Genomic DNA, 23,691 nt, shown 5'->3' with positions numbered 1-23,691 from the left:
CCGGGAAATAAATAACCGGAAACTGACCTCCTCGCAAACCGTGTAAAAACATTTTGCAAAAAGAAAAGCCCGCTTGATTGACAAGCGGGCCTGTTTTTTTACTTTAAAGATCTTAACGGGACATCAGAAACTTTAACCACATAGCAGGCCGGAAATAACTCTTTCAACTTATTGAGCAACGGCAATGCTTCGTGTTTGTGTCTGAAATTCCCCATTCTTACGCGCCAAAATGGTGCACTGTACTCTATAAAAACATTCTCTTCAGGAAAATCGGTCAACACCTTTTCTTTGGCTTCCAATGCTTCCTGCCTGGCTTTACTACCCACACCACTGTACAACTGAACCCGGAATCCTTCAACTCCGCCGGCTCTTTTATTCATATTGATATGCGTATTGACAAGCGCCCTCATACGGGCAGATTGCTCTATGGTAATAATTCCCTGATTGCTGCTTACCTGCTCCAATTCAGAGAAAACATCCGCATTGTATGCTGCAGTCTCTCCGGGCAATTGGGCATTTGCGCCCACAGCAATCAAAAAAAAGATAAATCCTGCTACTATTCTCATCTTAATCTGTTCTTCTTTTGCAGGCAAAGTTACAATTTTTATTCCTTAACCGGTACTACCAGAACGGGAATATCTGCAAGGTTGAGCAGCTCATTGGCGAAGGGCCTGAATACACTATCGAATGGGCTGAGTGCCTTACTCAAATGAATGGCAATAACGGAAGCACCCTTTTCTCTGGCGAGAGAAAGAATATTCTTTGCATCCCCACCCCATTTAAACGGGGTTACCGAAACCTCCAGGTCAGTATTGCTTTTAATGTATTTCTCAGCCTGTTTGGCATAGATATCACTCAAGCCGGGAAGTATCCATCTCGATTTACGCTGAAGTGCAAGAATATTGATTTCTGCCTTGAGCAATTTGCCAAAACCTGTTACCACAGGAACAATTTTCCGGGTAAGTTTATTGTGATCCAATGGCAATACAATTCGGTGTGGAGATTCCCATTTCATTCCTTTTCGGGTGGTTAATACCGGGCATGGAGCATGTGACACCAGCCGGTACGCATTACTTCCCAGCCAACGATCCTCCACTCCTGAAACGCCGTGTGTTCCTACCACAATAAGGCTTACATCATCATATCTGGCTTGATTGGTGATTTCCCTGACCACATTACCTTCCCTGACTTTAAAGTCGAATTCTCCATTATAAACGCGGTACTCCGGCCCGTATTTCTCTATCAAATGCTCCAACCACGCCTTGGCCTGCCCGATCAATCGCTCCTCCGGATTGTCTCCCAAAAATTCCGGTGCATATTTTTGACCTGTCTGAACATGAATCATTCTAAGCGATGCATGCAGGTGATTGGATAACTCCAGTCCAATTTTCAATGCGAAAACAGAGTTGTCAGAAAAATCGATAGGGACAAGAACGCGTTTCATTCGTTTAAAATTTTGTAATTATCTGATAAAAAACTAATTAAAAATTTGAGAACGAATGGAACCGCTTCGCTCTCGCATAATATTTTTTTAAAAATGTTTTCTTGAGAAAATTATATTAAAAAATATCATGCTCGTTTCATCCGTATAAAATTAATTTTTCAAGGTCGGATGGAACTCGCATGTAAGGAATTTATACATTGTCTTTTGTGACACCCCTTGCCATGCTCGTTTCATTAGTATAAAATTTATCTAAGTTATTGGCCTGATAAAACCGTACCTAACATTCGGGGCTCGTTTTATCAGAATAAGTTTTATAAAATCAGGAATTATACGAATATACGTAATGTGCCGCAAAGTAGTTGCACAAAACAATAATTTCTTAATCCGATTCGAGAGATTTGGCAAGTTCATCGGTCATTTCCAGGTTATGAAACACATTCTGGACATCGTCATTATCCTCAAATTCATCAATCATCCTCAGAAACTTCTTCGCGTTTTCAAGATCCAGTTCTTTATAATTATTGGGGATTCTTTGCAAAGCGGCATTCTCCACCTGAATATCCAATTCCTCAAGCTTTTTCTGAACAGCCCCGAAGTCTTCCATCTCCGAAGTTACCACAATCAGATCATCATCCTTCTCAATCTCCTGTGCTCCGGCATCAATCAGTTCCAGTTCCAGCTCTTCCAGGTCCATCTCATCATTTTTCACAATCTGAAAAACCCCTTTTCTATCAAACAAAAAGCTCAATGATCCATTGGTTCCGAGACTTCCTCCTCGCTTATTAAAGATAGATCGTACAGCTCCCACGGTCCGATTGTTATTATCGGTCATACACTCCAGGAAAACAGCTACTCCTCCCGGTCCGTAACCTTCAAAAGCAATCTCCTGAAAGCTGTCGCCACCTACTTCCGATGCTTTGGCAATGGCCCGGTTAATATTATCTTTCGGCATATTTACCGAGCGACCATTCTGAACAGCTAACCGAAGACGGGGATTGGTCTCCGGATCGGCTCCCCCTTCCTTTACCGCCACCTGTATTTCCTTGGTGATCCGGGTAAACATCTTTGCCCGTTTTGCATCCTGTGCACCTTTTCTATGTTTAATATTTGCCCATTTACTGTGTCCTGCCATAATTCAATACTTTTTTTTGATTTTTGCAGTTCGTTGAAAAAATGAAGCACAAAACTACAAAAAACCACTTTTCCTCACAAGCCGCTGATTTATTACACATTAGAATAAATCTACAAAAAAACCATTCAAAAATCCATCACTTTGGGGAAACCACAGAATAGCATTAAATTTGCCACCTATTTTATTGAGTGAAAATGAGAGATCAGGAAAAACAACAAGCAGACAAGGAAGTAGAAAACATCCTCGCCTACGAACACAACGGAAAAAAACTTTACATAGAGACTTACGGTTGTCAAATGAACTTCGCCGACAGTGAAGTAGTAGCCTCTGTAATGCAGATGGACGGATACGAGACTTCGGGAAGTCATACCGATGCCGATGCTATTTTTATCAACACCTGTTCCATCCGCGAAAACGCAGAACAGCGGGTCCTGGCCAGGGTAAGGGAGTTAAAAGCCCTCAAAAAGCAGCATCCCAAACTGGTAATAGGCATCATTGGTTGTATGGCAGAGCGTGCCAAAGAACAGCTGTTTGAGGTGGGCGCCGACCTGGTTGCCGGGCCGGATGCCTACATGGATTTACCCAACCTGGTCAGCCTGGTTGAGCAGGGAGAAAAAGCCATTAACGTTGAGTTGTCCACCACAGAGACTTATCGTGACATCATTCCAAAACGATTAGGGCCCAACAAAACATCGGCATTCATCAGCATTATGCGCGGATGCAACAATTTCTGTACCTATTGCATTGTTCCTTACACCCGTGGACGAGAAAGAAGCAGAGATCCCGAAAGTATCAGGGAAGAATTTGACAAACTGGTAAAAGAGGGTTACAAGGAAGTGTCGCTTCTGGGACAAAATGTCAATTCGTATCTGCACAAAGAGGAAAGTAAAGAGATGGATTTCTCCGGGTTACTGGACTTCCTGGCCGGGGAATTTCCGGAAACACGCATTCGCTTTACCACCTCACATCCCAAAGATATGAGTGATGAGACCCTGAAAGTAATGGCTGCTCATCACAATTTATGCAAGCATATTCATCTACCTCTGCAGTCGGGATCTTCAAAAATCCTGAAACTAATGAATCGTAAATATACCGCCGAGTGGTACAAAAACCGGATTGAGGCCATTAGAGAAATTTTACCCGGATGTGGCATTACCACCGATGTGTTTTGCGGGTTTCATTCAGAAACGGAAGAAGATCATAACGCGACACTTGAGCTTATGAAATGGGCTGGATTCGACATGGCATTTATGTTTAAGTATTCTGAACGCCCCGGCACCTATGCTCACAAAAAATTACCGGACAATGTTCCGGAGGAAGTAAAAGGAAGAAGACTTCAGGAAATTATTGCACTTCAAAACCAACTGTCACTGGAGAGCAACCGGAAAGACATCGGAAAAACCTTTGAAGTACTGGTGGAGAGTGTATCAAAAAAATCGACCAAAGAGTTTTTCGGACGTACTTCGCAAAACAAAGTGGTGGTATTTCCACGGCAAAATTACAAAGTCGGTGAGATCGTAAAAGTAAAAATAACCGAAGTCACGCAAGCTACCATGCTTGGTGTTCCGGTTGAAAAAAATTAAAAAGAGACATCATGAGTGATCAGGTAAAAGAGTTCAGGGATTTTCGTTCAAAAATGAATGAGCGCATCCTGTCGCAGGACAATCTGGTGATAAAGAGATTATTCAATCTGGACACCAACACATATCAGGAAGGAGCCCTTCCCGTAAAAACCAAGGAAATGCTCGGCCTTGTGGCATCAATGGTACTGCGGTGCGACGATTGCATTAAATATCATCTTGAGAAATGCTACGAACAAAATATTACCACTGAAGAAATAATGGAAGTTTTTTCTGTGGCTAACATTGTGGGAGGAACAATTGTGATACCTCATACCCGCCGAGCCATGGAATACTGGGACATATTAAATGGACATCAATAAATAAAATTCGTAAATTTAATCTTCTCCCTCCTCCTGTGGGGAGATAATAACAGACTGTTAATTTCCAAAACCGGTTTGTTTAAAGTAATTTTGCCACAAACCAAAAAGATAAAAATGGCCAAAGAACTGGATTTTGAATCGATACGTCCTTACCAGGACCATGAAATTCAACAGGTATTTGAACGTCTCAAAAATGAAACATCATTTTTGGATCTCATTGGATTTCTTTATCCTGAATTGTCGGCGCAACGCTTCATTGATATGATGATGCAGATAAAAAGCATCCGGCAGTTTCAGCAGGAAGTGATTTCTCCCTACGTAAAACAAATCATCAAAACCACCACGAAAGGAGTTACTTCCGAAGGACTTGAGCAACTGGATCCCAATGAGTCATATCTTTACATATCCAACCACAGGGACATTGTGCTGGATCCGGCAATTTTGAATGTCATCATGTTTGAACACAATTTTGACACCACTGAAATTGCCATTGGGGATAACCTGTTGATTTATCCGTGGATTACCGATTTGGTAAAACTGAACCGGACCTTTATCGTGAAACGAAATCTTTCGGTGAGACAGATGATGGAGAGTTCCACACTTCTCTCTGAATACATTCGCCATACCATAACCAATGTTGGACACAGCATCTGGATTGCTCAACGTGAAGGTCGCTCCAAAGACGGAAATGACCGCACGCAGCTCAGCCTGCTGAAAATGCTCAACATCAGTGGCAAAGACAAGTCTGTGGCAGAGAATTTCAAGCAATTGAAAATCGTCCCCGTATCCATCTCTTACGAATACGACCCGTGTGATTACCTTAAAGCCCGTGAATTTCAACAAAAACGCGACAATCCGGACTTTACAAAGACTCAGGATGATGATCTGCAACACATGGGGGCAGGGCTTCGCGGAAGGAAAGGACGCGTTCATTTTGCATTCGGCCAGCCTATCAACAACGAATTTGATGTTTTAAAAGGCATAGAGAACAAAAATAAAAAGTTCGAATTCCTGGCCGGATTGATTGACCGGCACGTCCATGAAAACTATCGTCTCTGGCCCGGAAACCTGGTAGCCTGGGATATGCTTAACGAAACAAATGAGTACGGCAATCTTTACACAGCTGAGGAAAAAGAAACTTTTAACCAATATCTGGAGGAACACCTCAACCGCATCGAAGGTGACAGAGCATTTCTGAAAAAAACCTTGCTGGAGATGTATGCCAACCCGGTGGTAAATAAGCGGGAACTGTCAGGAGATTCACTGTAAACTGAAGATTCATAATATTCCGGTGCTAAATTCCTCACCTGTATATCATGATATGAAATATAAAAAGCCCGGGAAGCTATTCCGGGCTTTTTTATGAATACAATATCTGTTTTTTTACTCCTCTTTGACTTTCTTAGCAGCCTCACCTTTCAGTTCGATCATCAACTCATTCAATTGAGCATCACTGATAGCAGAAGGTGCATCGTTCATTACATCGCGTCCGGCATTATTTTTCGGGAAAGCGATTACCTCCCTGATAGAATCCAGGCCGGCAAACAACGAAACCCAACGATCAAAACCAAACGCAACTCCACCATGAGGCGGCGCACCATATTTGAAAGCATTCATCAGAAATCCAAACTGATTCTCCGCTTCTTCTTCTGAGAATCCGAGAATTTTGAACATTTTCTGCTGCAATTCATCATTGTGAATACGAATGGATCCACCTCCAATCTCTACGCCATTGATTACCAGATCATAGGCATTGGCACGCACCTCAGCCGGATTGGTATCCAACAACTCCACATCCTCCACCTTGGGAGAAGTAAACGGGTGATGCATTGCATAATAACGCTCTGTTTCATCATCCCACTCCAAAAGTGGAAAATCGACCACCCAAAGCGGAGCAAACTTATTCTTATTTCTCAGTCCCAGACGAGACCCCATTTCCAAACGCAATTCGCAAAGAGCCGACAATGTCTTCTCCTCTTTACCGGCAAGAATCAGTATCAGGTCTCCAGGTTTGGCACCACACAAATCAGCCCAGGCCTTAAAATCATCTGCAGCGAAAAATTTATCCACAGATGTTTTGAAAGAACCATCTTCATTGTATTTCACATATACCAACCCCTGCGCACCTACCTGAGGGCGTTTCACGAAATCTGTAAGCTGATCCAAATCCTTACGACTGTAAGAAGCACATCCCTGAGCACAAATAGCACCGATATACTGAGCATCATCAAAAACCTTAAATCCTTTTCCAGAAGCTGTTGAAGTCAGATCGACAAAACGCATGTCGAAACGGATATCAGGTTTATCGCTGCCATAATATTTCATAGCCTCGGAATAAGGCATACGTGGGAAATCACCTTCAATCTCAACTCCGCGTAAAGATTTAAAAAGATGTTTGGTCATTCCTTCAAAAGTATTCAGCACATCTTCCTGATCCACAAAAGACATCTCACAATCAATCTGAGTAAATTCAGGCTGGCGATCAGCCCTCAAATCCTCATCCCGAAAACACTTAACAATCTGAAAATAACGATCATAACCGGCCACCATCAGTAATTGCTTAAAAACCTGAGGGGATTGTGGCAAAGCATAAAACTGTCCGGGATTCATCCGTGAAGGCACCACAAAGTCGCGCGCTCCTTCGGGAGTTGATTTCATCAGCACCGGGGTTTCCACCTCCATAAATCCCTCCTTATCCATATAATTACGTATCTCAAGGGCCATTTTATGGCGAAGTTCCAACGCTTTACGGGAAGGATTTCTTCGAAGATCCAGATATCGGTACTTCATCCTGAGTTCTTCTCCGCCATCGGTCTCATCCTCGATGGTAAAAGGAGGAAGATCTGAGGCATTCAGTACCTTCAATCCATCGGCAATCACTTCAATATCGCCTGTAGGAATTTTACTGTTTTTGCTGCTGCGCTCGGCCACCTTACCGGTAACCTGCACCACATACTCACGACCAAGGTTTCTCACAGCCTCACTCAGCTTATCCTCTGTTTCGCTGTTAAAGACTAGCTGGGTAATTCCATAGCGATCTCTCAGGTCAATGAAAGTCATTCCACCCAAATTGCGAACACGTTGTACCCAGCCACTTAAGGTGACGGATTTATCGATGTCTGCAATTCTTAATTCTCCACAGGTATGTGTTCTATACATTACAATTGTCTTTTTTGGGGATGCTACCACCCCGGTTCCAACAGAAATTATGATTTTATACTGATTTATTCCCTAATCTTCAATCCCGGATTTTCAAATATTCAGGAAGTACATCCAACTGTAGTCCAGAATTACTGCAAGATTAAGCACCTTCACTAATCTCCATACTTACCAGAAAAGTTGTAAGTTACCGATATTTGTTCATCCCAACAGAATAATTGGTGAATAATTCAGGTTAGAATATCTTTGCGAAAATATAAAGAAAATAAGAAACAGCGACATCGCTTTTCAAAAAGGTCGAAAAATATGGATAAAATTGATTTCACAGACCAGTATTTCATGAAACAGGCTTACATGGAAGCCAGAGAAGCACTAATGAAAGATGAAGTACCTGTGGGAGCGGTAGTGGTAAGCGAAGGCACAATAATATCAAGGGCCCACAACCTCACAGAAACATTAAACGACGTAACAGCTCATGCAGAAATGCTGGCCATCACATCGGCATCAGAAGCACTGGGAGGAAAATACCTGAACAACTGCACACTGTATGTAACACTGGAGCCCTGTACCATGTGTGCCGGAGCGCTAAACTGGTCGCAAATCGGACGAATTGTTTATGGGGCTGTAGATGAAAAACGCGGTTACAAAAGGTTAACACCATCCCCACTTCACCCAAAGACCGAAATTGTTGGGGGAATTATGGAAAAGGAATGTGGAGAGCTTGTGAAACAATTCTTTGCCGGCAAGCGATAATAAAAGTCCCCTCCTCCGGAGCTACCGAAAGAGGGGACAACCCAAGTAACCCTATGAAGTAATTAGCGAATAGCTACTTTCTTCGTGGTTCTGTGATTCCCCACGGTTACATTTACAATATATAGTTGACCACTCGCTAATTCTATTTGGTTAAACCCTGATGCTGCCTTTCGGCTGGTTATCATTCTACCACCCATTGAATAAACATCAATATTGGCCTGTGGTCCGGGAGCAGCCAGCAATGTTTCATTAATGCGAACATTTACCTGACCATAATCGCTTGATACCAAAACCGGCTCTTCTGTTTCAAATCCTTCCACTACGGAGGTAACTACCTTTGCACTTCGCGACAGATGCAGCACAAAACGGTCGTGATTAATTCCGAGATCCAGCGGAGTATAGGAATAAGTGGAGGTTCTGAGATTGGTATATTGTCCCAGTTCTTTATCTTCCAGTACCACATCATACTCATCGGTAAAATCTTCCAGTGTGGCAGAAATGGTACACTCATTATAAACCCGGTTTCTCACACTAACAGGAACCGCAATATAACTGCGTGCATTCAAGGCTGCAAAACCATTAATGGCCATAGCCTCATTTCCGATACGTGTGAAAATCTCAGGAATTTTTTCGTTTGAATTAAACATCTTATGAGAATCTTCCCGACCCAGTTCGTCGGTGAAAGAATCATAGTAATAGATGACTGTAGCATCGAAAATAAACTCGTTCTCTATCTTCAAACGAATAAGATCATAAACTGTAGTTGACTTCAGTAAGTTACCTTCTGTTGATACTCCGGTAAACTCATTTCTTTGTTGCTGAGCATTCAGTGAACCACTAACAGCTAAAAACAAAATAGCTAAAACGATTGAGTAAAACTTTTTCATAGGGCAATTTTTTACAATTCATTCAATGGCTTCTTGGTTTGACGAACATCAATAATTTTTTGATGAATTATATATTTTATTTGATGAACGTCTTGTTTTCTTTAACGAACGGCCGCAAGAAAAGGTTTCACTTTTTTTAAACTTTTTTTTGACGAAATATTACATTTTTTACACCAACGTAGTTTTTTCATTGGTAAAAGCAGTTTCAAGGAGGTCGAAAATGGTAAAAAAGCGAAATATAAAATCCGAATCATGGTTAATAGTGACCTTATCAGACAAGTGCAAAGCACAACCGACTGGTCAACAGGAGAAAATTACCCAACAGTCAATAGAATGAAGAAGAGAAAATGAAAGGTTAGTTGGTTGGATTTTTAGAGGTTAGTGACCAACAGGCAGAAGTTTAAGAGACACAAGGCAGAAGAAAAAATATTGACATAAAAGCAATCTTTCAATAATATAAAGAAAGTTTTACCTGATAAGTAAAAAGCCAACCACACACTATGTCATCTTAATATAAAACAACTTACGATTCGAGTTGGTGTAGAGACCCGTAATTTCCCCAACAAATTTATGTGCTATCTAATTTTTCCTGCGGTAAGCTTTTTCGACGTAGTTCACTATGCCTGTAGAGCTTGCCTTGAAAAACATTAGAATTTAGTAAAAAAAAACGTTTTTGGAATTAGAGATTGCTTCGGGCATTGCACTACCAATGACAGATTTTTGCAATAAGCAAGAAATCAGTAAAATAATAGTTGGCCCCCTATCGGGGACCCGGTCCCATTTGTTCAGCTTACCCCGGGTCGTTAACCCGGGGTAATTCAAATTTGCCCCCTTCGGGGACGAGCTAGTCCTGTCATTAACGCATTATGCCTCAATTCCTTGAGGTGCTCACTCGCAAGACAGTGCACTCCATTAAAGAGAGGGGAAATCTCAGGCATCCACTTTACGCAAAACGCTCCAATTAACAAGACTACAGACGCGATCTTTAAGAATCGGACACTTTTCATCAATAATCTGTCGCACTTCAGAGGGCCGTTCGACTTTTGAATCAAAAAGTGCCACAGGAAAAGCCACATCCGCCAACTCGGGCTCTGTATCCATATTGCGCAGTCCGAACGTACGGATAAACACCTCTTCATAGCCGGGCATTATCTGACGAACTTCACGAATATAACTGAAGGCACCCACCCTGTCTTCAGCAAAAACAGGATGAACATGGAACGCATTATTAATTTGTTGCATAAGAATCTGACGGAACTCTCTGCCAGCGATACCAATAACCATTGCGGTAACAATGCCACCGGAAATAACAATTTCGCCCGGCTGATAACGCTGATAATTATAATGACTGGGGTGTGTGTTCTTAAGATAGGTAGCCCAAAAAAGATTCTCACTTTTCCCGATAGGGCGGACATATGGGTGCAACAACAAATCTCCTGCACGGAAGCTAAAAATGACGTTCTCCATATCAATGCTGCGGGTACGCGCAAGAATCTGTTCCTTAAAACGATTGTTGTGGTAAGGTTCCTTTCGTTCGGGAGGAATCGATTTGCGGGGACTGACCTGGGGGAAAAGCGATATTCGGGTTACAGAAAAAACGGCCTCTCCCTTTTGATTGAAAAGCAAATGTGACGATTCAATAAGCGTGTACCCTTCGATACGGGCAGGACGCACATCTGTAATTTTTATTGAGCATGAAAAAGTGTCACCCGGAAAAGCAGGATTCAAATAAAGTGCATCACGCATCTCAACCTTTAAAACGCTGGAGTGTGCAAAATTCTCTACCCCAAGACTCAAGGTCAGGTTCAACAGGAATCCATAGGGTAAAAAAATCTGATGAAAGCCCAATCGTCCTGCAAATTCGCGACTGCTCTCAGGATATGAGGCGGTGGGCATAAATCCGCTCCACATACTCAGGACCGACTCGTCCACAGTAATGTTATACCGACTGACTATTTCTTTTCCGACAAAAACCTTGTCCAAATCGAGACCGTATTCGGCTCTCCGGTTTGGCTTTAAAAACTCTTCCATACACATCAAACTTCCCTGCAAAAATAGCAAAAGCACTCCACGCATTCAAACGACATCGATCATTGATTTTATCTGCCACACTGATTCCATCAAAATCATCTTCAAAAATTATCAGAATTTCTTAAGCATCAACAACCCGGCAATAAGCACTGTAAGGCCCATCAAATATCCGGAATTGACAAGTCCGGCAAACGGAACCAGAAATATAGCCATAAGAAAAGAACCAATGGCTCCTCCGGCCACATCTCCCATATAAATAAAAGCCGCAGATTGCTCAAAACGCCCTTTGTGCAGAGATAACCCTGAAACAAAAACAGCACCACCCAGCACGGCAAAAGAAAAAACCAATAAAAATACAACTACAGGAAAAAGCCATACTCCTGCAAGGGAATCGAGAAAAGGAACCGTTAAAACTGCTAACAAAGACATGGCAATCAACAAAACAGGAAGGTAATGAGCTCTGAAAAACCAGACTTTACGATGTCCCAGCAAGGCACCCATAGCCAGACCTGCCATAAAAAAGGAGAACAAAAGGCCGGTAGCACGAAAGAGATTCCCCATTACCAACTGCCAATACAGAAGCAGCAACACCTGCATACCCCCAAGCACAACTCCGGAAAGAAAAACCCCTCGTGCACTCTTCCGAAACAGTAATAATCCCGCAACAAACATTACCCCTATAACTATCGCAAACCAGGATAACTTAACATCCCAAAAATCACTCATATCCCGAAGTGCCAGTTGAAACAAAACCGGACTGACTCGTGTATTCAACCGCACATCTTTGTCAATCACTTTTTCTACCTCCTCCATTTGTGTTTTCAAAACATGAAGCGGCAGCATTTCTTTATTCACATACTTATTATTACTGATAACATCTGTATGCAATTCATACCAATCGGGAAGAATCTGCTCCTTAGAAGAGATAAAAATAATTTTCTCTCCTGCCCAAACACGCAAAAAAGGAAAAACATCACTAACAGTCTCTTCCAATACCATCAGAATCTGCTTTCCTGAATCAGACAATGTAGATGCATAGTCAACTCCCCCCGTAACAAACAACCCATCGGCATTCAGCTTCCCGGAAATCAAGAGAAAAAAATCGTTGGTATAAAAACGGGTAGATGCCAGATTTTCAGGAACCCCACCACCCAACAAGATCACATCATAAAGTGTATCGCTATGGTGTTTCAGGAACCTGTGCGGATCACTCTTTATAAACCTAACTCTCTCCATGGTCTCCTTACCACCCTCCAACAACCTTTTCTCCAATGAAAGCCGGGACTGATCGGCGGAAACAAAATCAATGTGCAAATCATCATATTTCAGTGCCTCGCTCACCAAGCCGGGACCGGCATTAACCAATAAAAGATGTCGGGGAGACGGGTGCAACATCAATGCCGGATGTAACTGTTCTTCCGCCTCTGCAAAAACGGCACTATCAGTAAAAAAACGTCCACCTGAAAAGTAACCTTCTTTTTCATTGTCCTCCCACACATCAATGGTGCCATGGGAGGAAAAAAAAGTACCTGTTACGTTCCGGTCACCAAAAATCATTTGTCGCCCCGCTCTGTACTGAGGCAAAAAGATCAAAACCACTAACAGCAACACCCCTGCAACAGCCAACCCCCTCTTCACGCCTCCGTTTACAGGCGCAACAAGAAACAAAGCTACAAGCGCATTCAAAACAAGAAGCAATGAAATTGCAGAAAAAGCATTCAACCAAAAAACCGGGATCATATAAAACAACACACCGGCCAACAGACTCCCCCATTGCTCGGAAATATAAATCCGTTCAGTTTGGCGTTCAGAATATCTATAACTAAGGGAGGCCGAAAACCAGGTAAACATCATTCCAGCAGGAAAGCAATAAACAAAAGTTACAAAGGCTGTAATCAACAACCAATCGGATATACTCTCAGAAAATCCGTTGCCTGCCATCCAGAAACGTGCAAGGTACAACGACCACAGCGACAGCAATGCCGCAAACCCTGAAACCAAAGGAAACACTGCTGAATAAGTCCACCTGAACCCCTTGAAAAAGCGGGCAAAAAGCGCCCCTGCTCCGGAGAAAAGCATCCAAAACGAAAGAAAAACACCTACAATCAACTCATTGACAACAAACAGGGACGAAAGCTCACGCAATAAAATAACCTGAACCATCAGCATAGAAAATCCACTTACAAAAGTTGCTGTACGTCCTTTAAATAAAGATGAGGAAGGATTCGGCTTAATAATATTCAACATTACAAAAAAGTTATCCTGATAAATTCTTAAACAGTTCTATCACCAAAAACAAGGGCTTCATAAACAAACACATCGGCATCTTTCCAACCATCCCATCCAAGTCCTGCCTTATCCCTGGCACAATGCCCAAGCAGCTCGTCCAGGCTCCAACCCGTTTTGGTGGCAACCTGAGGAAGAAAAGTCCCACTTCGCCCGTTTTTCTCGACAAAGATACCATGTTTTCCGGGCACAATCTCATCCACCTGAGCCACTTTCCTCCTGGGCGTCAGCACTGATATCTCGATTTCTATTTCACTCAGCTCATTCTCTGAAACAGGGTCAAAACGCGAATCATGCAAAGAAGCAGCAGCAGTCATCCGGTCAATCACCTTCCACAATGGTTCATCCTCACCAAAACCCCCAATACACCCACGCAACTTCCCGTTGTTATATAACGACACAAATGCCCCGGTAGTCATATTCAGATTTTCTGAGTTCAGATTTTCCGGTTTTTTTATGACCCGGCCTTTCACAGCCAACTTCAAAACCTGATGTGCTCTGTCCAGGAGCCATATTTTTTCACGCTTATCCAAAGAGAAACCGGAAACCTCCTTTTTTGTTTCAGACGATCTGAAAACAGCCATGGAGCGATAACCAACTACACGTTCTTTGTCACCAATTTGGGCATCTCCGGAATTTCCAAAATCAATCTCTTCCCACCTAATATCAGTGGCCTGCCGGGTAATGTTTAATAAAGTCAGAACCGAAGACCAGCCGCACATACTTGTGGAAAGCTCGTCTAAATCAAGCTTCCTGTTCTTCTCAAGCACTGACAACAACTCTTCGGGATCATTTTTCAGCACAGCCGCTGCCGTGTCAGCATCCACTTTTTGAGCAATTTCATAGGGAGGATAATGAGAAAAATCGGTACTGATTACAAATAAATTTCCCCGCCGAAACCACTTTGCCAGGGACGTTGAAACCTTGGAAGCTCCTATGGCGTCGTGAGGCCCGATAAGCAATGGAACCAGCTTGAAAGAATTTTGTAAATGAACCTGCAGAAAGGGCAATTGCACCTCAAGAGAATGCTCCCCGGAATGAATGTTTTCATCAGCAAAGATTCCGGAATTACTCTCAACCAGCTCCCCGGCCACCCGGCTATCCACCTCGACCCGCCCCAGAGGAGTCAGAAAATCGCCTTGCGTATATATTGCGGCACCGTTAAATGCAGCTCTATGACTGGAACCAATAAGAAATACCCTTTCAATTTTTGCATCCCGGGGTATCTGATTAAAACCCGATGCTGCAATCTTCCCCGAATAAACATAACCGGCGTGAGGCACAACAACAGCAGCAACCTCCTCCGTTCCAACCGGTGGTTTGGCAAGAGCAAACAGGTCCCTCAGATGCCCCCGCAAAGCAGCTGCATCCGCTTCGTAAAACATCCCGGCCACTGCCGGCTCTCTATCTTTTTTGTGCATCTCTTAACTATTTAGCCTGTCTATAAACTAAGCAAAATTTTGTTCTTAATCCTGTTTCTTGCCAGAAAGTACCATGTGCTAGGCTTGCGAAGTCGCCCATTTTGGCATCCCGCTATCCGCTGGCCCGGAAAACGGACAGGCCACCGCGCGTTTTAAACAGGAAAAGTCGTTTAACCTAAAAAAAAATCTTTTTAACAGTAATGCTTTGACTATCAAACACCACAGGGGCCAACTTTTTTTTTTAAGAATTTACTTGAAAACCTTACATTTTAAATATAATTATCACCTATAATTGTTTTATTATTAACTCTTTAATTATTTTTCAGCAAACCTGCTAAAAGCGGACAAGGTGTAAACCGCCTGAAAGTCTGAGAGCAACAACCCGGGACAATGCTCCGGGCGTACTCAAACTCCGAGGTAATCCAACCAAAGTTAAAGTTACAAACATTAACTGCAGACTCAAAAAAAACAACACCATTAATTCTCTCTACCCCCGCACCTTAAAGGGACGAAAACATTTTTTAACGTCATTTTTTCACTAAAAGGCTTGCGAGTTCCAAATGAACCCCCTATTTTTGCACCGCGTTTGAGAGAAACGGATGACTCAGTAGCTCAGCTGGTAGAGCACGTCCCTTTTAAGGATGGGGTCCAGGGTTCGAATCCCTGCTGGGTCACCAAGCAAAAAAGCCACTCATTTTTTGGGTGGCTTTTTTGTTTTATCCCCCCATCTTAAATCTTCTACTGACAGATATCATAACAGCTCTTGCCCAAAGATTGTAATTTCGGGAATAGAAACTTCTTTTTAAGATGGGCAGACAACTAAAAAACAACCTCTTCTCCAACACCCGTCGCGGTGGCGACATTCGTTTTCCGTGAACTGAAAGAATAACCAGAAACTCCTCAAAGTTTAATTCTTTCAAGACACATCATGGAAAACACACATTTAATATCTCCCCAACCACTGACATTTGAAGTCATTTACCAGATTCTCGATAAAAATAAAAAGCTGGAACTATCAGACGAATCCGCCGGTCTGATAACTCACTGCAAAAACTGGCTCGATCACAAACTTCAAACAGAAGATGGCCCGGTTTACGGTATCAATACCGGTTTTGGAGCATTGCACAATCGCTCAATATCCAAGAGCGACCTGAGCAAACTTCAGGAAAACCTGCTGCTTAGTCACGCCTGCGGAGCAGGCCCCGAAGTCCCCCGGGATGTCGTACGTCTTATGCTCTTACTGAAAATACACGCCCTGAGCCTGGGAAAATCAGGAGTCCAGATGCAAACAGTCCGGCGATTGATTGATTTTTTCAATAAAGGAATCGTTCCGGTGGTTTTGGAGCAGGGATCACTGGGGGCATCGGGTGACCTGGCTCCATTGGCTCATCTTTTTCTTCCCCTGCTGGGACATGGAGAAGTCTGGATTGGCGAAGAAAAAATGGAAGCTTCCGAGATGCTGCAAAGACACAATTGGCAACCGGTAAGACTGGAAGCCAAAGAGGGATTGGCGTTGTTGAATGGAACCCAGTTCATGAGTGCTCATGCCGTTTATACCCTACTGAGAGCTTTCAGGGTAGAACAGCAGGCTGACATGATTGCGGCTCTTAGCCTGGATGCTTTTAATGGTCGAATTGATCCATTTATGGAGATGCTACACACGGTACGACCACACCCCGGGCAGATCGAAACAGCCCGACACATTCGCGAACTCCTCGAAGGCAGTGAGCTCATTAACCAACAAAACAAAGAAGTACAGGATCCCTATTCATTCCGATGCATTCCGCAAGTTCATGGTGCCGTAAAAGATGCCATCGGATATGTGGCACGGGTGGTTGAAACAGAAATTAATTCGGTAACCGACAACCCCATCGTTTTTCCCGATGAAGAACAAATTCTGTCAGGAGGAAATTTCCATGGCGAGCCCCTGGCCCTGGCATTAGATTTCCTTGGAATAGCAATAAGCGAACTGGCAAGTATTTCGGAACGCCGCGTTTACCGACTCATATCCGGTGAGCGGGGATTACCTGTATTTTTGGTTGCCAACCCCGGACTTAACTCCGGCTTTATGATTCCTCAGTATGCCGCTGCCTCCATCGTAAGCCTGAACAAACAAATGGCCACACCGGCATCGGTGGACAGCATTCCCTCCTCCAACGAACAGGAAGACCATGTGAGCATGGGCGGCAATGCTGCCACAAAAACCTTAAAGATTGTACGAAACGTCGAAAGAGTGCTGGGCATTGAGCTATTTAACGCCGCTCAAGCACTTGAATTCAGAAGACCTTCTAAAACATCTGCTTTTCTGGAAAATCTAATGAAAGAATTCAGGGCACAGGTCCCCTTTGTGCATGAAGATAAAATCATGTATATGGAAATCGAAAAGACCGTAAACTTCCTAAGGGATAAACCAACAGAGAGATTCAGGTCTTAGCTATATTTTCAGGAGACAATTCATCGCAGCCCTCACAAGAAGACTCCTTACCCTTTCGTATCAGGTGAAGCATCTTTTTCTTAAACTCATGCTCTGCTCCATAAAGTTTTATAACCTGATCGATGGTAAGGATCTTTTTAAACTTTTCGTGGTATTGCTTTTCTACACGGGCTTTTTCCACTTCGTAATTGATGTAATTATCCACAGCGGTCTCTTTCTCCGATGCACTCAGCTCACTATCGGAACGATAAAGCTTATTAATATTACTCATCTTCTCGCTCCATAGCTGATCCATCTTCTCACTCATCTCATTGTAAACGGGCCAGAATTTCTGAGCATCTTCAGCACTCAACCCTATGCGCTCAGTCAGAAAAGCAACCTTCTGTGATTTCAGCCGCTCAATTCTGGATTCTTTATTATCCTCCTGAGCATTGGCAGGAACAACAAAAGCCTGTCCCATAACAAAAAGTATTACAATCAAATAATTAAAATGCTTCATGACTCAGATTTTATTGTAAGAAATTTTTATTCGAAGAAATGATTATTCAAAATAGGTAATGGCCGCCAACTCTTCTTCCGAAAAAGTGCCAAAAAACACAGAGTCGGGTGCCAAAACAACATTGGCATCCCCGGTCAGAATAAATTCACTGATATCTTTTTCGTCAACAATCAAAGCAAGGGAATTAATAAATTCTTCTTCCCCGGAAACTGATTGAGAAATATCTGCATCGTCCGAAAACAGCTTAGGCACCTGATAATACATGAGCGCAATGATTACGAACGAAGCCGCCATAGCCAACCAGGGCTTAACCACTGAAATTACCGAACCCACTTTATCCCCGGCGGTTTCCGTCGCCGATGCGGCCTCCATCTTTTTCAGCATGCGAGATTCAAAATCCCCGAAATAATTCTCAGGAACTTCAAACGGACATTTTTTATTTCCAAATAATTCTTCACTCATAGCTTTAACATTAACCCGGTTCAAACCATTTATTTAGAACATTCAAAATCATAAAGGTTTAAACAGTCAAAACACTTCATTCTTTATAAATGCTTCTATTTTTCTGACCGCATGAAAATAGGAAGCTTTCAGGGCACCCACAGACGTCCCCAGAATATCTGACATCTGCTCATAGGTCATATCATCAAAATACTTCATATTAAACACCAACCGTTGCTTCTCGGGGAGAGCCAGCAAACATTTCTGGAGGCGTTTTTGAATTTCATCACCGGTAAAAAGCGGATCTGATTCCACTTTGTTACCCAACATGGTTTCTATATCCGCATCCTCATGAAGCAGTCCTTCTTTCTTCTTATTAATGTAATTGAGTGTTTCGTTGGTGGCAATTCTGTAAAGCCAGGTATATAAGGATGCATCACCCCGGAAATTTCCGATATGTTTCCAAGCCTTCATAAAGGTATTCTGAAGCAAATCATCTGCATCTTCGTGAACAATTATCATTTTCCGAATATGCCAGTAAAGTCGCTCCTTATACTTCTTCATGAGCAACGCCAAAGCCTCATTTTTCTTATTGACTTTTTGCGCCAGATACAGTATTTCCTTATCGTCGGGCTGCATTAAAATTAGTTTATTAAAGTCGGATGAAACTCGCAAACCGTTTACACATGCACTTCCTCAAAAATACGAGGAAAAGTTGTGACACGTTTCTTTGCAATCAAAGCGGCAAAGCCGAGGAAGGAATCAATGTTCCGTACCCGTTTCGATGCGAAGATAATAAGAAAAGACAATTTAAGAGTTTGTTGACCCGCTTTATTCCTATCCCAAAAAAATCAGCTACCTTTGCACCCTGATTTTCGAAAAACCTTTAGAAAACAATAAAATACAGAATATAATGGCATTACAATGTGGCATCGTAGGCTTACCCAATGTGGGGAAATCCACCCTTTTTAATTGTCTGTCCAACGCCAAGGCTCAATCGGCCAATTTCCCGTTTTGTACCATCGAACCCAATGTGGGCGTAATTACAGTTCCTGATGAACGTCTGGTGCAACTGGAGAAACTGGTTAAACCTCAAAAAGTAGTTCCTACAACCGTGGAAATTGTGGACATTGCCGGACTGGTAAAAGGAGCGAGCAAAGGAGAAGGACTGGGCAATAAGTTTCTTGCCAACATTCGTGAAACAGATGCCATCATTCATGTGCTCAGATGTTTCGAAGACGACAACGTTACACATGTGGATGGGTCTATTGACCCGGTGCGTGATAAAGATGTTATCGACATGGAACTCCAGCTCAAAGATTTGGAGACCATAGATGGCCGAATCACCAAAACGGAGAAGATTGCCAAAACATCCAAAGATCCTGAAGCCAAAAGACTACTGGATGTTCTTTTGAAGTACAAAGCTGCGCTTGAAAGTGGGAAATCGGCAAGAACGGTAGAACTATCTGACCAGGAACAAAAGGTAGCCAAAGACCTTTTTCTGCTGACCAACAAACCAATCATGTATGTTTGCAATGTAGATGAAGCCTCTGTGGTAACAGGCAACAAGCATGTGGAAGCAGTAAAAGAAAACGTTAAAGATGAGGAGGCTCAGGTGCTGGTTATTGCTGCCCAGACTGAAGCGGAAATTGCAGAACTGGAGACTTTCGAAGAACGCCAGATGTTCCTGGACGATCTGGGACTTAGAGAGTCCGGTGTGTCAAAGCTGATTCGCTCGGCATACCAGCTTCTAAACCTAAAGACTTATTTCACAGCTGGAGAAAAAGAGGTCAGGGCATGGACTTTCCCGGCCGGTGCACTTGCACCCCAGGCCGCCGGCGTCATTCATACCGATTTTGAAAAGGGATTTATCCGTGCCGAGGTTATCAAATACGATGAATATGTAGCGCTTGGATCAGAACAGGCTTGCAAGGAGGCCGGAAAAATGCACATCGAAGGAAAAGAATACGAAGTTCAGGACGGAGATATTATGCACTTCAGATTTAATGTGTAGCCTCCGGATTAAATAAAATATTTTGTACCGGACTGTATCGAATTACAGTCCGTTTTTTTTGTTTCAAACAATAATGTCTGGCTAATATTGAGATTGCTTTCCGGAATAATCGGGATTCGCGATGACGGGTCCCCGAAGAATATTGAAGGATTGTAAAGGTTGCTTATCGCCCCTGCCGGAAATCACCGCCTGTCCTCCAGACTTAACCCCCGGGTGCAACAATTCATGACCACGAAATAAGCAATCTCTCTTCAAAACAAGACCCCCTGTGATCATTAGTGATTTTTTCACAAATCAGCCAATACAAAAACGACATTTTCCGATTAAATCTTATCATTTAAAACAGCAAAAAAGCTAATTTCTAGACCACTGACACCTAAATTAAAATATGTTAAAAAAACACAATGATAGTTCCGATGCTTCAAAATATCTGCAATTTATTTTTCCTTTGTACTCATGAATTTCCTGAAAAAAAAGAAGATGAGAGAGACAGAAAACGATACGATAGCGAAGTTGAAGAGAAAGATTTTGATTTATTCAATCATTGAAGTGGCGATTGTAATTGTGCTGATAGTTTTCGGCGCATTCCTATTTAATATTACCTTTTCGTAAAGAATCAGGGCAAAAATAACCTGAATTCTTTACGTGCAATTTCTTTCCCCCGAAGTTGCGTAATGAGTTCCCACCTTCCGGCTTTATCTTCGTAAGGCTCCCATACAGTATCTCCCAAGAAGAATTCCCAGTCGTTTGAATTAATCACCACCTCACCTGTAAAAGGAGGAGCCGTTTGTCCATCCTTATCCGGAAATGGAGGATGATCAATCACAAATTCCAACACTTCTCCTTTACCACCTTTTATTTTCAAGATATACCCAAATTCCACATCTGGAATCACAGGAATTTCGGTTGTAATCTTTTTTAATTTCGGCAAGTCACGGGATTTTCGGTCCCAGGAACTGTAAATCCCATAACTGTAAAGTTCTATCTCAGGCTTTTTCCTTTTAGGCATAATACAACAATTGGAATCAACTAATAAAGATTAATTTACCAGATAATAGCGCAATTGATCAAGCATGATAGGAATATCATCAGGATTCACGCCATGCTTCATTAATATATGCCGATCTTCCACAAAAGCCTGCACAAAGTCTTTCAACGACCATTCCTGATGTTTTACGGATTTCAGATACCACTCAAGAGCCGTTTTGCGATCGCCACGACACCAGTAGATATGTCCCATATTCATGAAATCATGCTGTGTAGGGTCTTCTTCGATTGGCTTTTCGCCGTATTTAAGGGCCTGATCCAACTTCCCCTCAACAAGCGAACACCAGGCAATGGGGCGCCACACCTTATGGTTGTCCGGGGCCAGATATTCCACTTTAAAGTAGTATTGCAAAGCCTCATCAAAGCGTTTCAACTCAAGCAGGCAATGACCAACACTTACCTGAGTATGCAAATCGTCAGGTTTGAGTTGTTCCGCAGCTTTATAGTACTCCAGAGCTTTCTCCGGATTTTTCAGATAACGATAGCAAAGGGCAATTTTTTTAAGATTCCATACCTGTGAATCGCCATAAAGATCGGCTTGCTGATAGTAGTGCAAAGCCTTTTCGTAATCATCGTTCTGTTGATAACAATAGGCCAGTTTTTGAAGAATCTGCCGCTCCGGCATCTCTTTTTTAGCCTCCTGCTCATACACTCCTGTGGCTTCGCGGAAATAATTTTTTCCAAACAAATACTCTCCCAGTTTCAAAGAAGTATTCTCGCCTGGTGTCAACAGTGGCAAAAACCATTTTTTATGAAATGCCATTTCCCAGCTAAACGGATCATCAAAGGATGCCTTTTGCGGATGAAGCTTAAAAAAGCGATAAAGATCCTGGATGTACTGATTGGAAATAAACAACTCTTTTTTCCCCGGATCTACCAGCTCATCACTCTGCTGAACCTCCCGCATAGCCTCCAGTTCACTCCCGAACATTTTTCCCATCATCTCTTTTTGCATTCCGGGCATTTGCGGAATACTCATCACGAGACTGTATTTATCCGAGTTGCACATAACTCCCGAATCGGCCATTGACTGAAGCATCTGCTCATTGTTCAGCGGTCCGGTTTCATTCCTCAATGCATCTTTCACAATCGGGTTGGGATAGAAAAAAGGCAAAAACCAATGATGCAAATCGTTGAAGAATGGAAAATGCTTCAGCATCTTAAAGGTGGACATAAACAAATCCGCACCCTCCATTTGCATATGACTCAACTCTTCCAGTTTGTTCATCAGTTCAGGTGAGTCCGAAAAAACATCCTCCCAGTCGGGATTTTTATCTTCAGACAGTGCATCGTTTAATAAATTATCAAGATCAAGCTTTCTCCTGAGATTAGGCTGAATACGGGCTACCTCGGGAAGAATCTCCTCATGCATCTTTTTTGTGAGCTTTTCGGTTTCGCGGGTACGAATAATCTGAATCAAAATTGATTGAATGGTCTCCACCGAAAACAGCTCATTCAAACGGGAGATTTTCTCTTTCATCCCGGGCGTAATGGAGAGTCGCGTATCGTATTCATACAGCACAAACAGCAATCCGGTAAAGGCCCTCAGCTTAACCTGCTTGTGGGGATGCTCACACAACTGAAACAACAGATCAAGATTCTCCCGGCGAAAAGTGGTAAGCAGATTAAGTGTAAGAGCACTAACCATGACACTCTGCCAGGGCCAGAAAAAATCTTCTCCGAAAAACACTTCTCGTACCTGTTCTTGTCTTGATTGGGCAAAACCAGGCAAAGAAGCAATCATTTCAAACAATCTGTCCTGCGATTTTTCCAGCTCATAGGACAAAGGAATTTCAGAATCTACCGTGTAAGCCACTAAATATTGGTCAGCAGCTTTCAAGTAATCATCCATAATACCTGTCAACTCCTCGTCTGATTTGCTTTTCAAATACCGACGTGCATCAAAAAGCCATCCCTGACCGGTTTTGCTTCGTAGTTCGTCCACTATCTGGTCGGCAATGCTGTAGATATCCACCAACAACTGGTTGTAAACCTTTTGGCGTTCGGGATCTGAAAACCCCTCAACAGTATATCGCAACAAACTTTTGTAAGTCATCTCCAGATTGTAAAGCCCGTCAATGAGGTCACTGTTGTGCGTTTCTTTTACCAAATCGCCCAACACATCAAGCGATTCCTTTACCCGCTTTACCTCCAAAAGCCGATAAACCTTCATGAGCTGTTTGTGCACTGGCGTTTCCATA

19 protein-coding genes and 1 tRNA gene are annotated in these 23,691 nt (G+C 42.7%); 7 read left to right on the top strand and 13 right to left on the bottom strand.

The window, feature by feature from the left end; genetic code table 11:
* Positions 1–98: 98 nt before the first annotated feature.
* From BY457_RS01590 to BY457_RS01580, 3 genes are all read right to left on the bottom strand, one after another.
* Entirely contained in the window at positions 99–566 is a 468-nt protein-coding gene (locus tag BY457_RS01590) for an SPOR domain-containing protein (RefSeq protein ID WP_181256304.1), read from the bottom strand.
* A 38-nt stretch (positions 567–604) separates the two neighbouring features.
* Positions 605–1,444, bottom strand: coding sequence for a universal stress protein (locus BY457_RS01585; protein ID WP_106151578.1), 840 nt, complete (start codon positions 1,442–1,444; stop codon positions 605–607).
* 379 nt (positions 1,445–1,823) lie between these two features.
* Entirely contained in the window at positions 1,824–2,576 is a 753-nt protein-coding gene (locus BY457_RS01580; protein WP_106151577.1) for a YebC/PmpR family DNA-binding transcriptional regulator, read from the bottom strand.
* A gap of 194 nt (positions 2,577–2,770) precedes the next feature.
* On the opposite strand from BY457_RS01580, the gene miaB reads away from it, so the two are divergent.
* The 3 genes from miaB (at position 2,771) to BY457_RS01565 (ending at position 5,787) form a co-directional block, all read left to right on the top strand.
* Positions 2,771–4,159, top strand: coding sequence for a tRNA (N6-isopentenyl adenosine(37)-C2)-methylthiotransferase MiaB (gene miaB, locus BY457_RS01575; RefSeq protein ID WP_106151576.1), 1,389 nt, complete (start codon positions 2,771–2,773; stop codon positions 4,157–4,159).
* 11 nt (positions 4,160–4,170) lie between these two features.
* A complete protein-coding gene (locus tag BY457_RS01570) occupies positions 4,171–4,518 on the top strand; it encodes a carboxymuconolactone decarboxylase family protein (RefSeq protein WP_106151575.1) in 348 nt (115 codons plus the stop codon).
* A 114-nt stretch (positions 4,519–4,632) separates the two neighbouring features.
* Positions 4,633–5,787, top strand: coding sequence for a 1-acyl-sn-glycerol-3-phosphate acyltransferase (locus BY457_RS01565; protein WP_106151574.1), 1,155 nt, complete (start codon positions 4,633–4,635; stop codon positions 5,785–5,787).
* Positions 5,788–5,901: 114 nt separating this feature from the next.
* Here the strand turns inward: BY457_RS01565 and aspS are convergent, their stop codons facing one another.
* Positions 5,902–7,677, bottom strand: a complete 1,776-nt coding sequence (gene aspS / locus BY457_RS01560; protein ID WP_106151573.1) for an aspartate--tRNA ligase — start codon at positions 7,675–7,677, stop codon at positions 5,902–5,904.
* A 306-nt stretch (positions 7,678–7,983) separates the two neighbouring features.
* On the opposite strand from aspS, the gene BY457_RS01555 reads away from it, so the two are divergent.
* A complete protein-coding gene (locus BY457_RS01555; protein WP_106151572.1) occupies positions 7,984–8,430 on the top strand; it encodes a nucleoside deaminase in 447 nt (148 codons plus the stop codon).
* Positions 8,431–8,492: 62 nt separating this feature from the next.
* On the opposite strand, the gene BY457_RS01550 is transcribed toward BY457_RS01555, so the two are convergent.
* The 4 genes from BY457_RS01550 to amrB all read right to left on the bottom strand — a co-directional run bounded on the left by BY457_RS01550 (position 8,493) and on the right by amrB (position 15,055).
* Positions 8,493–9,317 (bottom strand): T9SS type A sorting domain-containing protein, encoded by an 825-nt coding sequence (locus tag BY457_RS01550; RefSeq protein ID WP_106151571.1) that lies wholly within the window; start codon positions 9,315–9,317, stop codon positions 8,493–8,495.
* A gap of 930 nt (positions 9,318–10,247) precedes the next feature.
* Positions 10,248–11,348, bottom strand: coding sequence for a hypothetical protein (locus BY457_RS01545; RefSeq protein ID WP_106151625.1), 1,101 nt, complete (start codon positions 11,346–11,348; stop codon positions 10,248–10,250).
* A 111-nt stretch (positions 11,349–11,459) separates the two neighbouring features.
* Positions 11,460–13,595: a spermine/spermidine synthase domain-containing protein gene (locus BY457_RS01540; protein WP_106151570.1), complete on the bottom strand. Its 2,136-nt coding sequence runs from the start codon at positions 13,593–13,595 to the stop codon at positions 11,460–11,462.
* A 26-nt stretch (positions 13,596–13,621) separates the two neighbouring features.
* Positions 13,622–15,055 (bottom strand): AmmeMemoRadiSam system protein B, encoded by a 1,434-nt coding sequence (amrB, locus tag BY457_RS01535; protein WP_106151569.1) that lies wholly within the window; start codon positions 15,053–15,055, stop codon positions 13,622–13,624.
* A gap of 601 nt (positions 15,056–15,656) precedes the next feature.
* On the opposite strand from amrB, the gene BY457_RS01530 reads away from it, so the two are divergent.
* Positions 15,657–15,732, top strand: a tRNA-Lys gene (locus BY457_RS01530).
* Positions 15,733–15,983: 251 nt separating this feature from the next.
* Positions 15,984–17,489: a histidine ammonia-lyase gene (hutH, locus tag BY457_RS01525; protein ID WP_106151568.1), complete on the top strand. Its 1,506-nt coding sequence runs from the start codon at positions 15,984–15,986 to the stop codon at positions 17,487–17,489.
* On the opposite strand, the gene BY457_RS01520 is transcribed toward hutH, so the two are convergent.
* The 3 genes from BY457_RS01520 to BY457_RS01510 all read right to left on the bottom strand — a co-directional run bounded on the left by BY457_RS01520 (position 17,479) and on the right by BY457_RS01510 (position 19,068).
* Positions 17,479–17,988, bottom strand: coding sequence for a hypothetical protein (locus BY457_RS01520; protein ID WP_106151567.1), 510 nt, complete (start codon positions 17,986–17,988; stop codon positions 17,479–17,481). The genes hutH and BY457_RS01520 overlap by 11 nt on opposite strands.
* Before the next feature lie 42 nt (positions 17,989–18,030).
* A complete protein-coding gene (locus tag BY457_RS01515; protein ID WP_106151566.1) occupies positions 18,031–18,450 on the bottom strand; it encodes a hypothetical protein in 420 nt (139 codons plus the stop codon).
* A gap of 66 nt (positions 18,451–18,516) precedes the next feature.
* On the bottom strand, positions 18,517–19,068 hold the full coding sequence (locus tag BY457_RS01510; RefSeq protein ID WP_106151565.1) for an RNA polymerase sigma factor: 552 nt from the start codon (positions 19,066–19,068) through the stop codon (positions 18,517–18,519).
* Between the two features lie 274 nt (positions 19,069–19,342).
* Here BY457_RS01510 and ychF point away from each other — a divergent pair, with 274 nt between their 5' ends.
* Entirely contained in the window at positions 19,343–20,443 is a 1,101-nt protein-coding gene (gene ychF, locus BY457_RS01505; protein ID WP_106151564.1) for a redox-regulated ATPase YchF, read from the top strand.
* 616 nt (positions 20,444–21,059) lie between these two features.
* On the opposite strand, the gene BY457_RS01495 is transcribed toward ychF, so the two are convergent.
* Positions 21,060–21,452 carry a DUF3859 domain-containing protein gene (locus BY457_RS01495; protein ID WP_106151562.1) on the bottom strand — a complete coding sequence of 131 codons (393 nt, stop codon included), beginning with the start codon at positions 21,450–21,452 and terminating at the stop codon, positions 21,060–21,062.
* A gap of 30 nt (positions 21,453–21,482) precedes the next feature.
* Positions 21,483–23,690: a tetratricopeptide repeat protein gene (locus BY457_RS01490; RefSeq protein WP_106151561.1), complete on the bottom strand. Its 2,208-nt coding sequence runs from the start codon at positions 23,688–23,690 to the stop codon at positions 21,483–21,485.
* Position 23,691: the final 1 nt, after the last annotated feature.

The sequence above is a fragment of the Marinilabilia salmonicolor genome, assembly GCF_003003035.1.
Taxonomy (GTDB): Bacteria; Bacteroidota; Bacteroidia; order Bacteroidales; family Marinilabiliaceae; genus Marinilabilia; species Marinilabilia salmonicolor_A.
The sequence above is the reverse complement of the archived record's forward strand: the minus strand, read 5'-3'. Positions and strand labels throughout refer to the sequence as shown.

What these genes read in the sequence shown, in the direction of transcription:
- BY457_RS01590 (WP_181256304.1), bottom strand. Translation starts at nt 566, where the DNA reads ATGAGAATAGTAGCAGGATTTATCTTTTTTTTGATTGCTGTGGGCGCA.
- BY457_RS01585 (WP_106151578.1), bottom strand. Translation starts at nt 1,444, where the DNA reads ATGAAACGCGTTCTTGTCCCTATCGATTTTTCTGACAACTCTGTTTTC.
- BY457_RS01580 (WP_106151577.1), bottom strand. Translation starts at nt 2,576, where the DNA reads ATGGCAGGACACAGTAAATGGGCAAATATTAAACATAGAAAAGGTGCA.
- miaB (WP_106151576.1), top strand. Translation starts at nt 2,771, where the DNA reads ATGAGAGATCAGGAAAAACAACAAGCAGACAAGGAAGTAGAAAACATC.
- BY457_RS01570 (WP_106151575.1), top strand. Translation starts at nt 4,171, where the DNA reads ATGAGTGATCAGGTAAAAGAGTTCAGGGATTTTCGTTCAAAAATGAAT.
- BY457_RS01565 (WP_106151574.1), top strand. Translation starts at nt 4,633, where the DNA reads ATGGCCAAAGAACTGGATTTTGAATCGATACGTCCTTACCAGGACCAT.
- aspS (WP_106151573.1), bottom strand. Translation starts at nt 7,677, where the DNA reads ATGTATAGAACACATACCTGTGGAGAATTAAGAATTGCAGACATCGAT.
- BY457_RS01555 (WP_106151572.1), top strand. Translation starts at nt 7,984, where the DNA reads ATGGATAAAATTGATTTCACAGACCAGTATTTCATGAAACAGGCTTAC.
- BY457_RS01550 (WP_106151571.1), bottom strand. Translation starts at nt 9,317, where the DNA reads ATGAAAAAGTTTTACTCAATCGTTTTAGCTATTTTGTTTTTAGCTGTT.
- BY457_RS01545 (WP_106151625.1), bottom strand. Translation starts at nt 11,348, where the DNA reads ATGGAAGAGTTTTTAAAGCCAAACCGGAGAGCCGAATACGGTCTCGAT.
- BY457_RS01540 (WP_106151570.1), bottom strand. Translation starts at nt 13,595, where the DNA reads ATGTTGAATATTATTAAGCCGAATCCTTCCTCATCTTTATTTAAAGGA.
- amrB (WP_106151569.1), bottom strand. Translation starts at nt 15,055, where the DNA reads ATGCACAAAAAAGATAGAGAGCCGGCAGTGGCCGGGATGTTTTACGAA.
- hutH (WP_106151568.1), top strand. Translation starts at nt 15,984, where the DNA reads ATGGAAAACACACATTTAATATCTCCCCAACCACTGACATTTGAAGTC.
- BY457_RS01520 (WP_106151567.1), bottom strand. Translation starts at nt 17,988, where the DNA reads ATGAAGCATTTTAATTATTTGATTGTAATACTTTTTGTTATGGGACAG.
- BY457_RS01515 (WP_106151566.1), bottom strand. Translation starts at nt 18,450, where the DNA reads ATGAGTGAAGAATTATTTGGAAATAAAAAATGTCCGTTTGAAGTTCCT.
- BY457_RS01510 (WP_106151565.1), bottom strand. Translation starts at nt 19,068, where the DNA reads ATGCAGCCCGACGATAAGGAAATACTGTATCTGGCGCAAAAAGTCAAT.
- ychF (WP_106151564.1), top strand. Translation starts at nt 19,343, where the DNA reads ATGGCATTACAATGTGGCATCGTAGGCTTACCCAATGTGGGGAAATCC.
- BY457_RS01495 (WP_106151562.1), bottom strand. Translation starts at nt 21,452, where the DNA reads ATGCCTAAAAGGAAAAAGCCTGAGATAGAACTTTACAGTTATGGGATT.
- BY457_RS01490 (WP_106151561.1), bottom strand. Translation starts at nt 23,690, where the DNA reads ATGGAAACGCCAGTGCACAAACAGCTCATGAAGGTTTATCGGCTTTTG.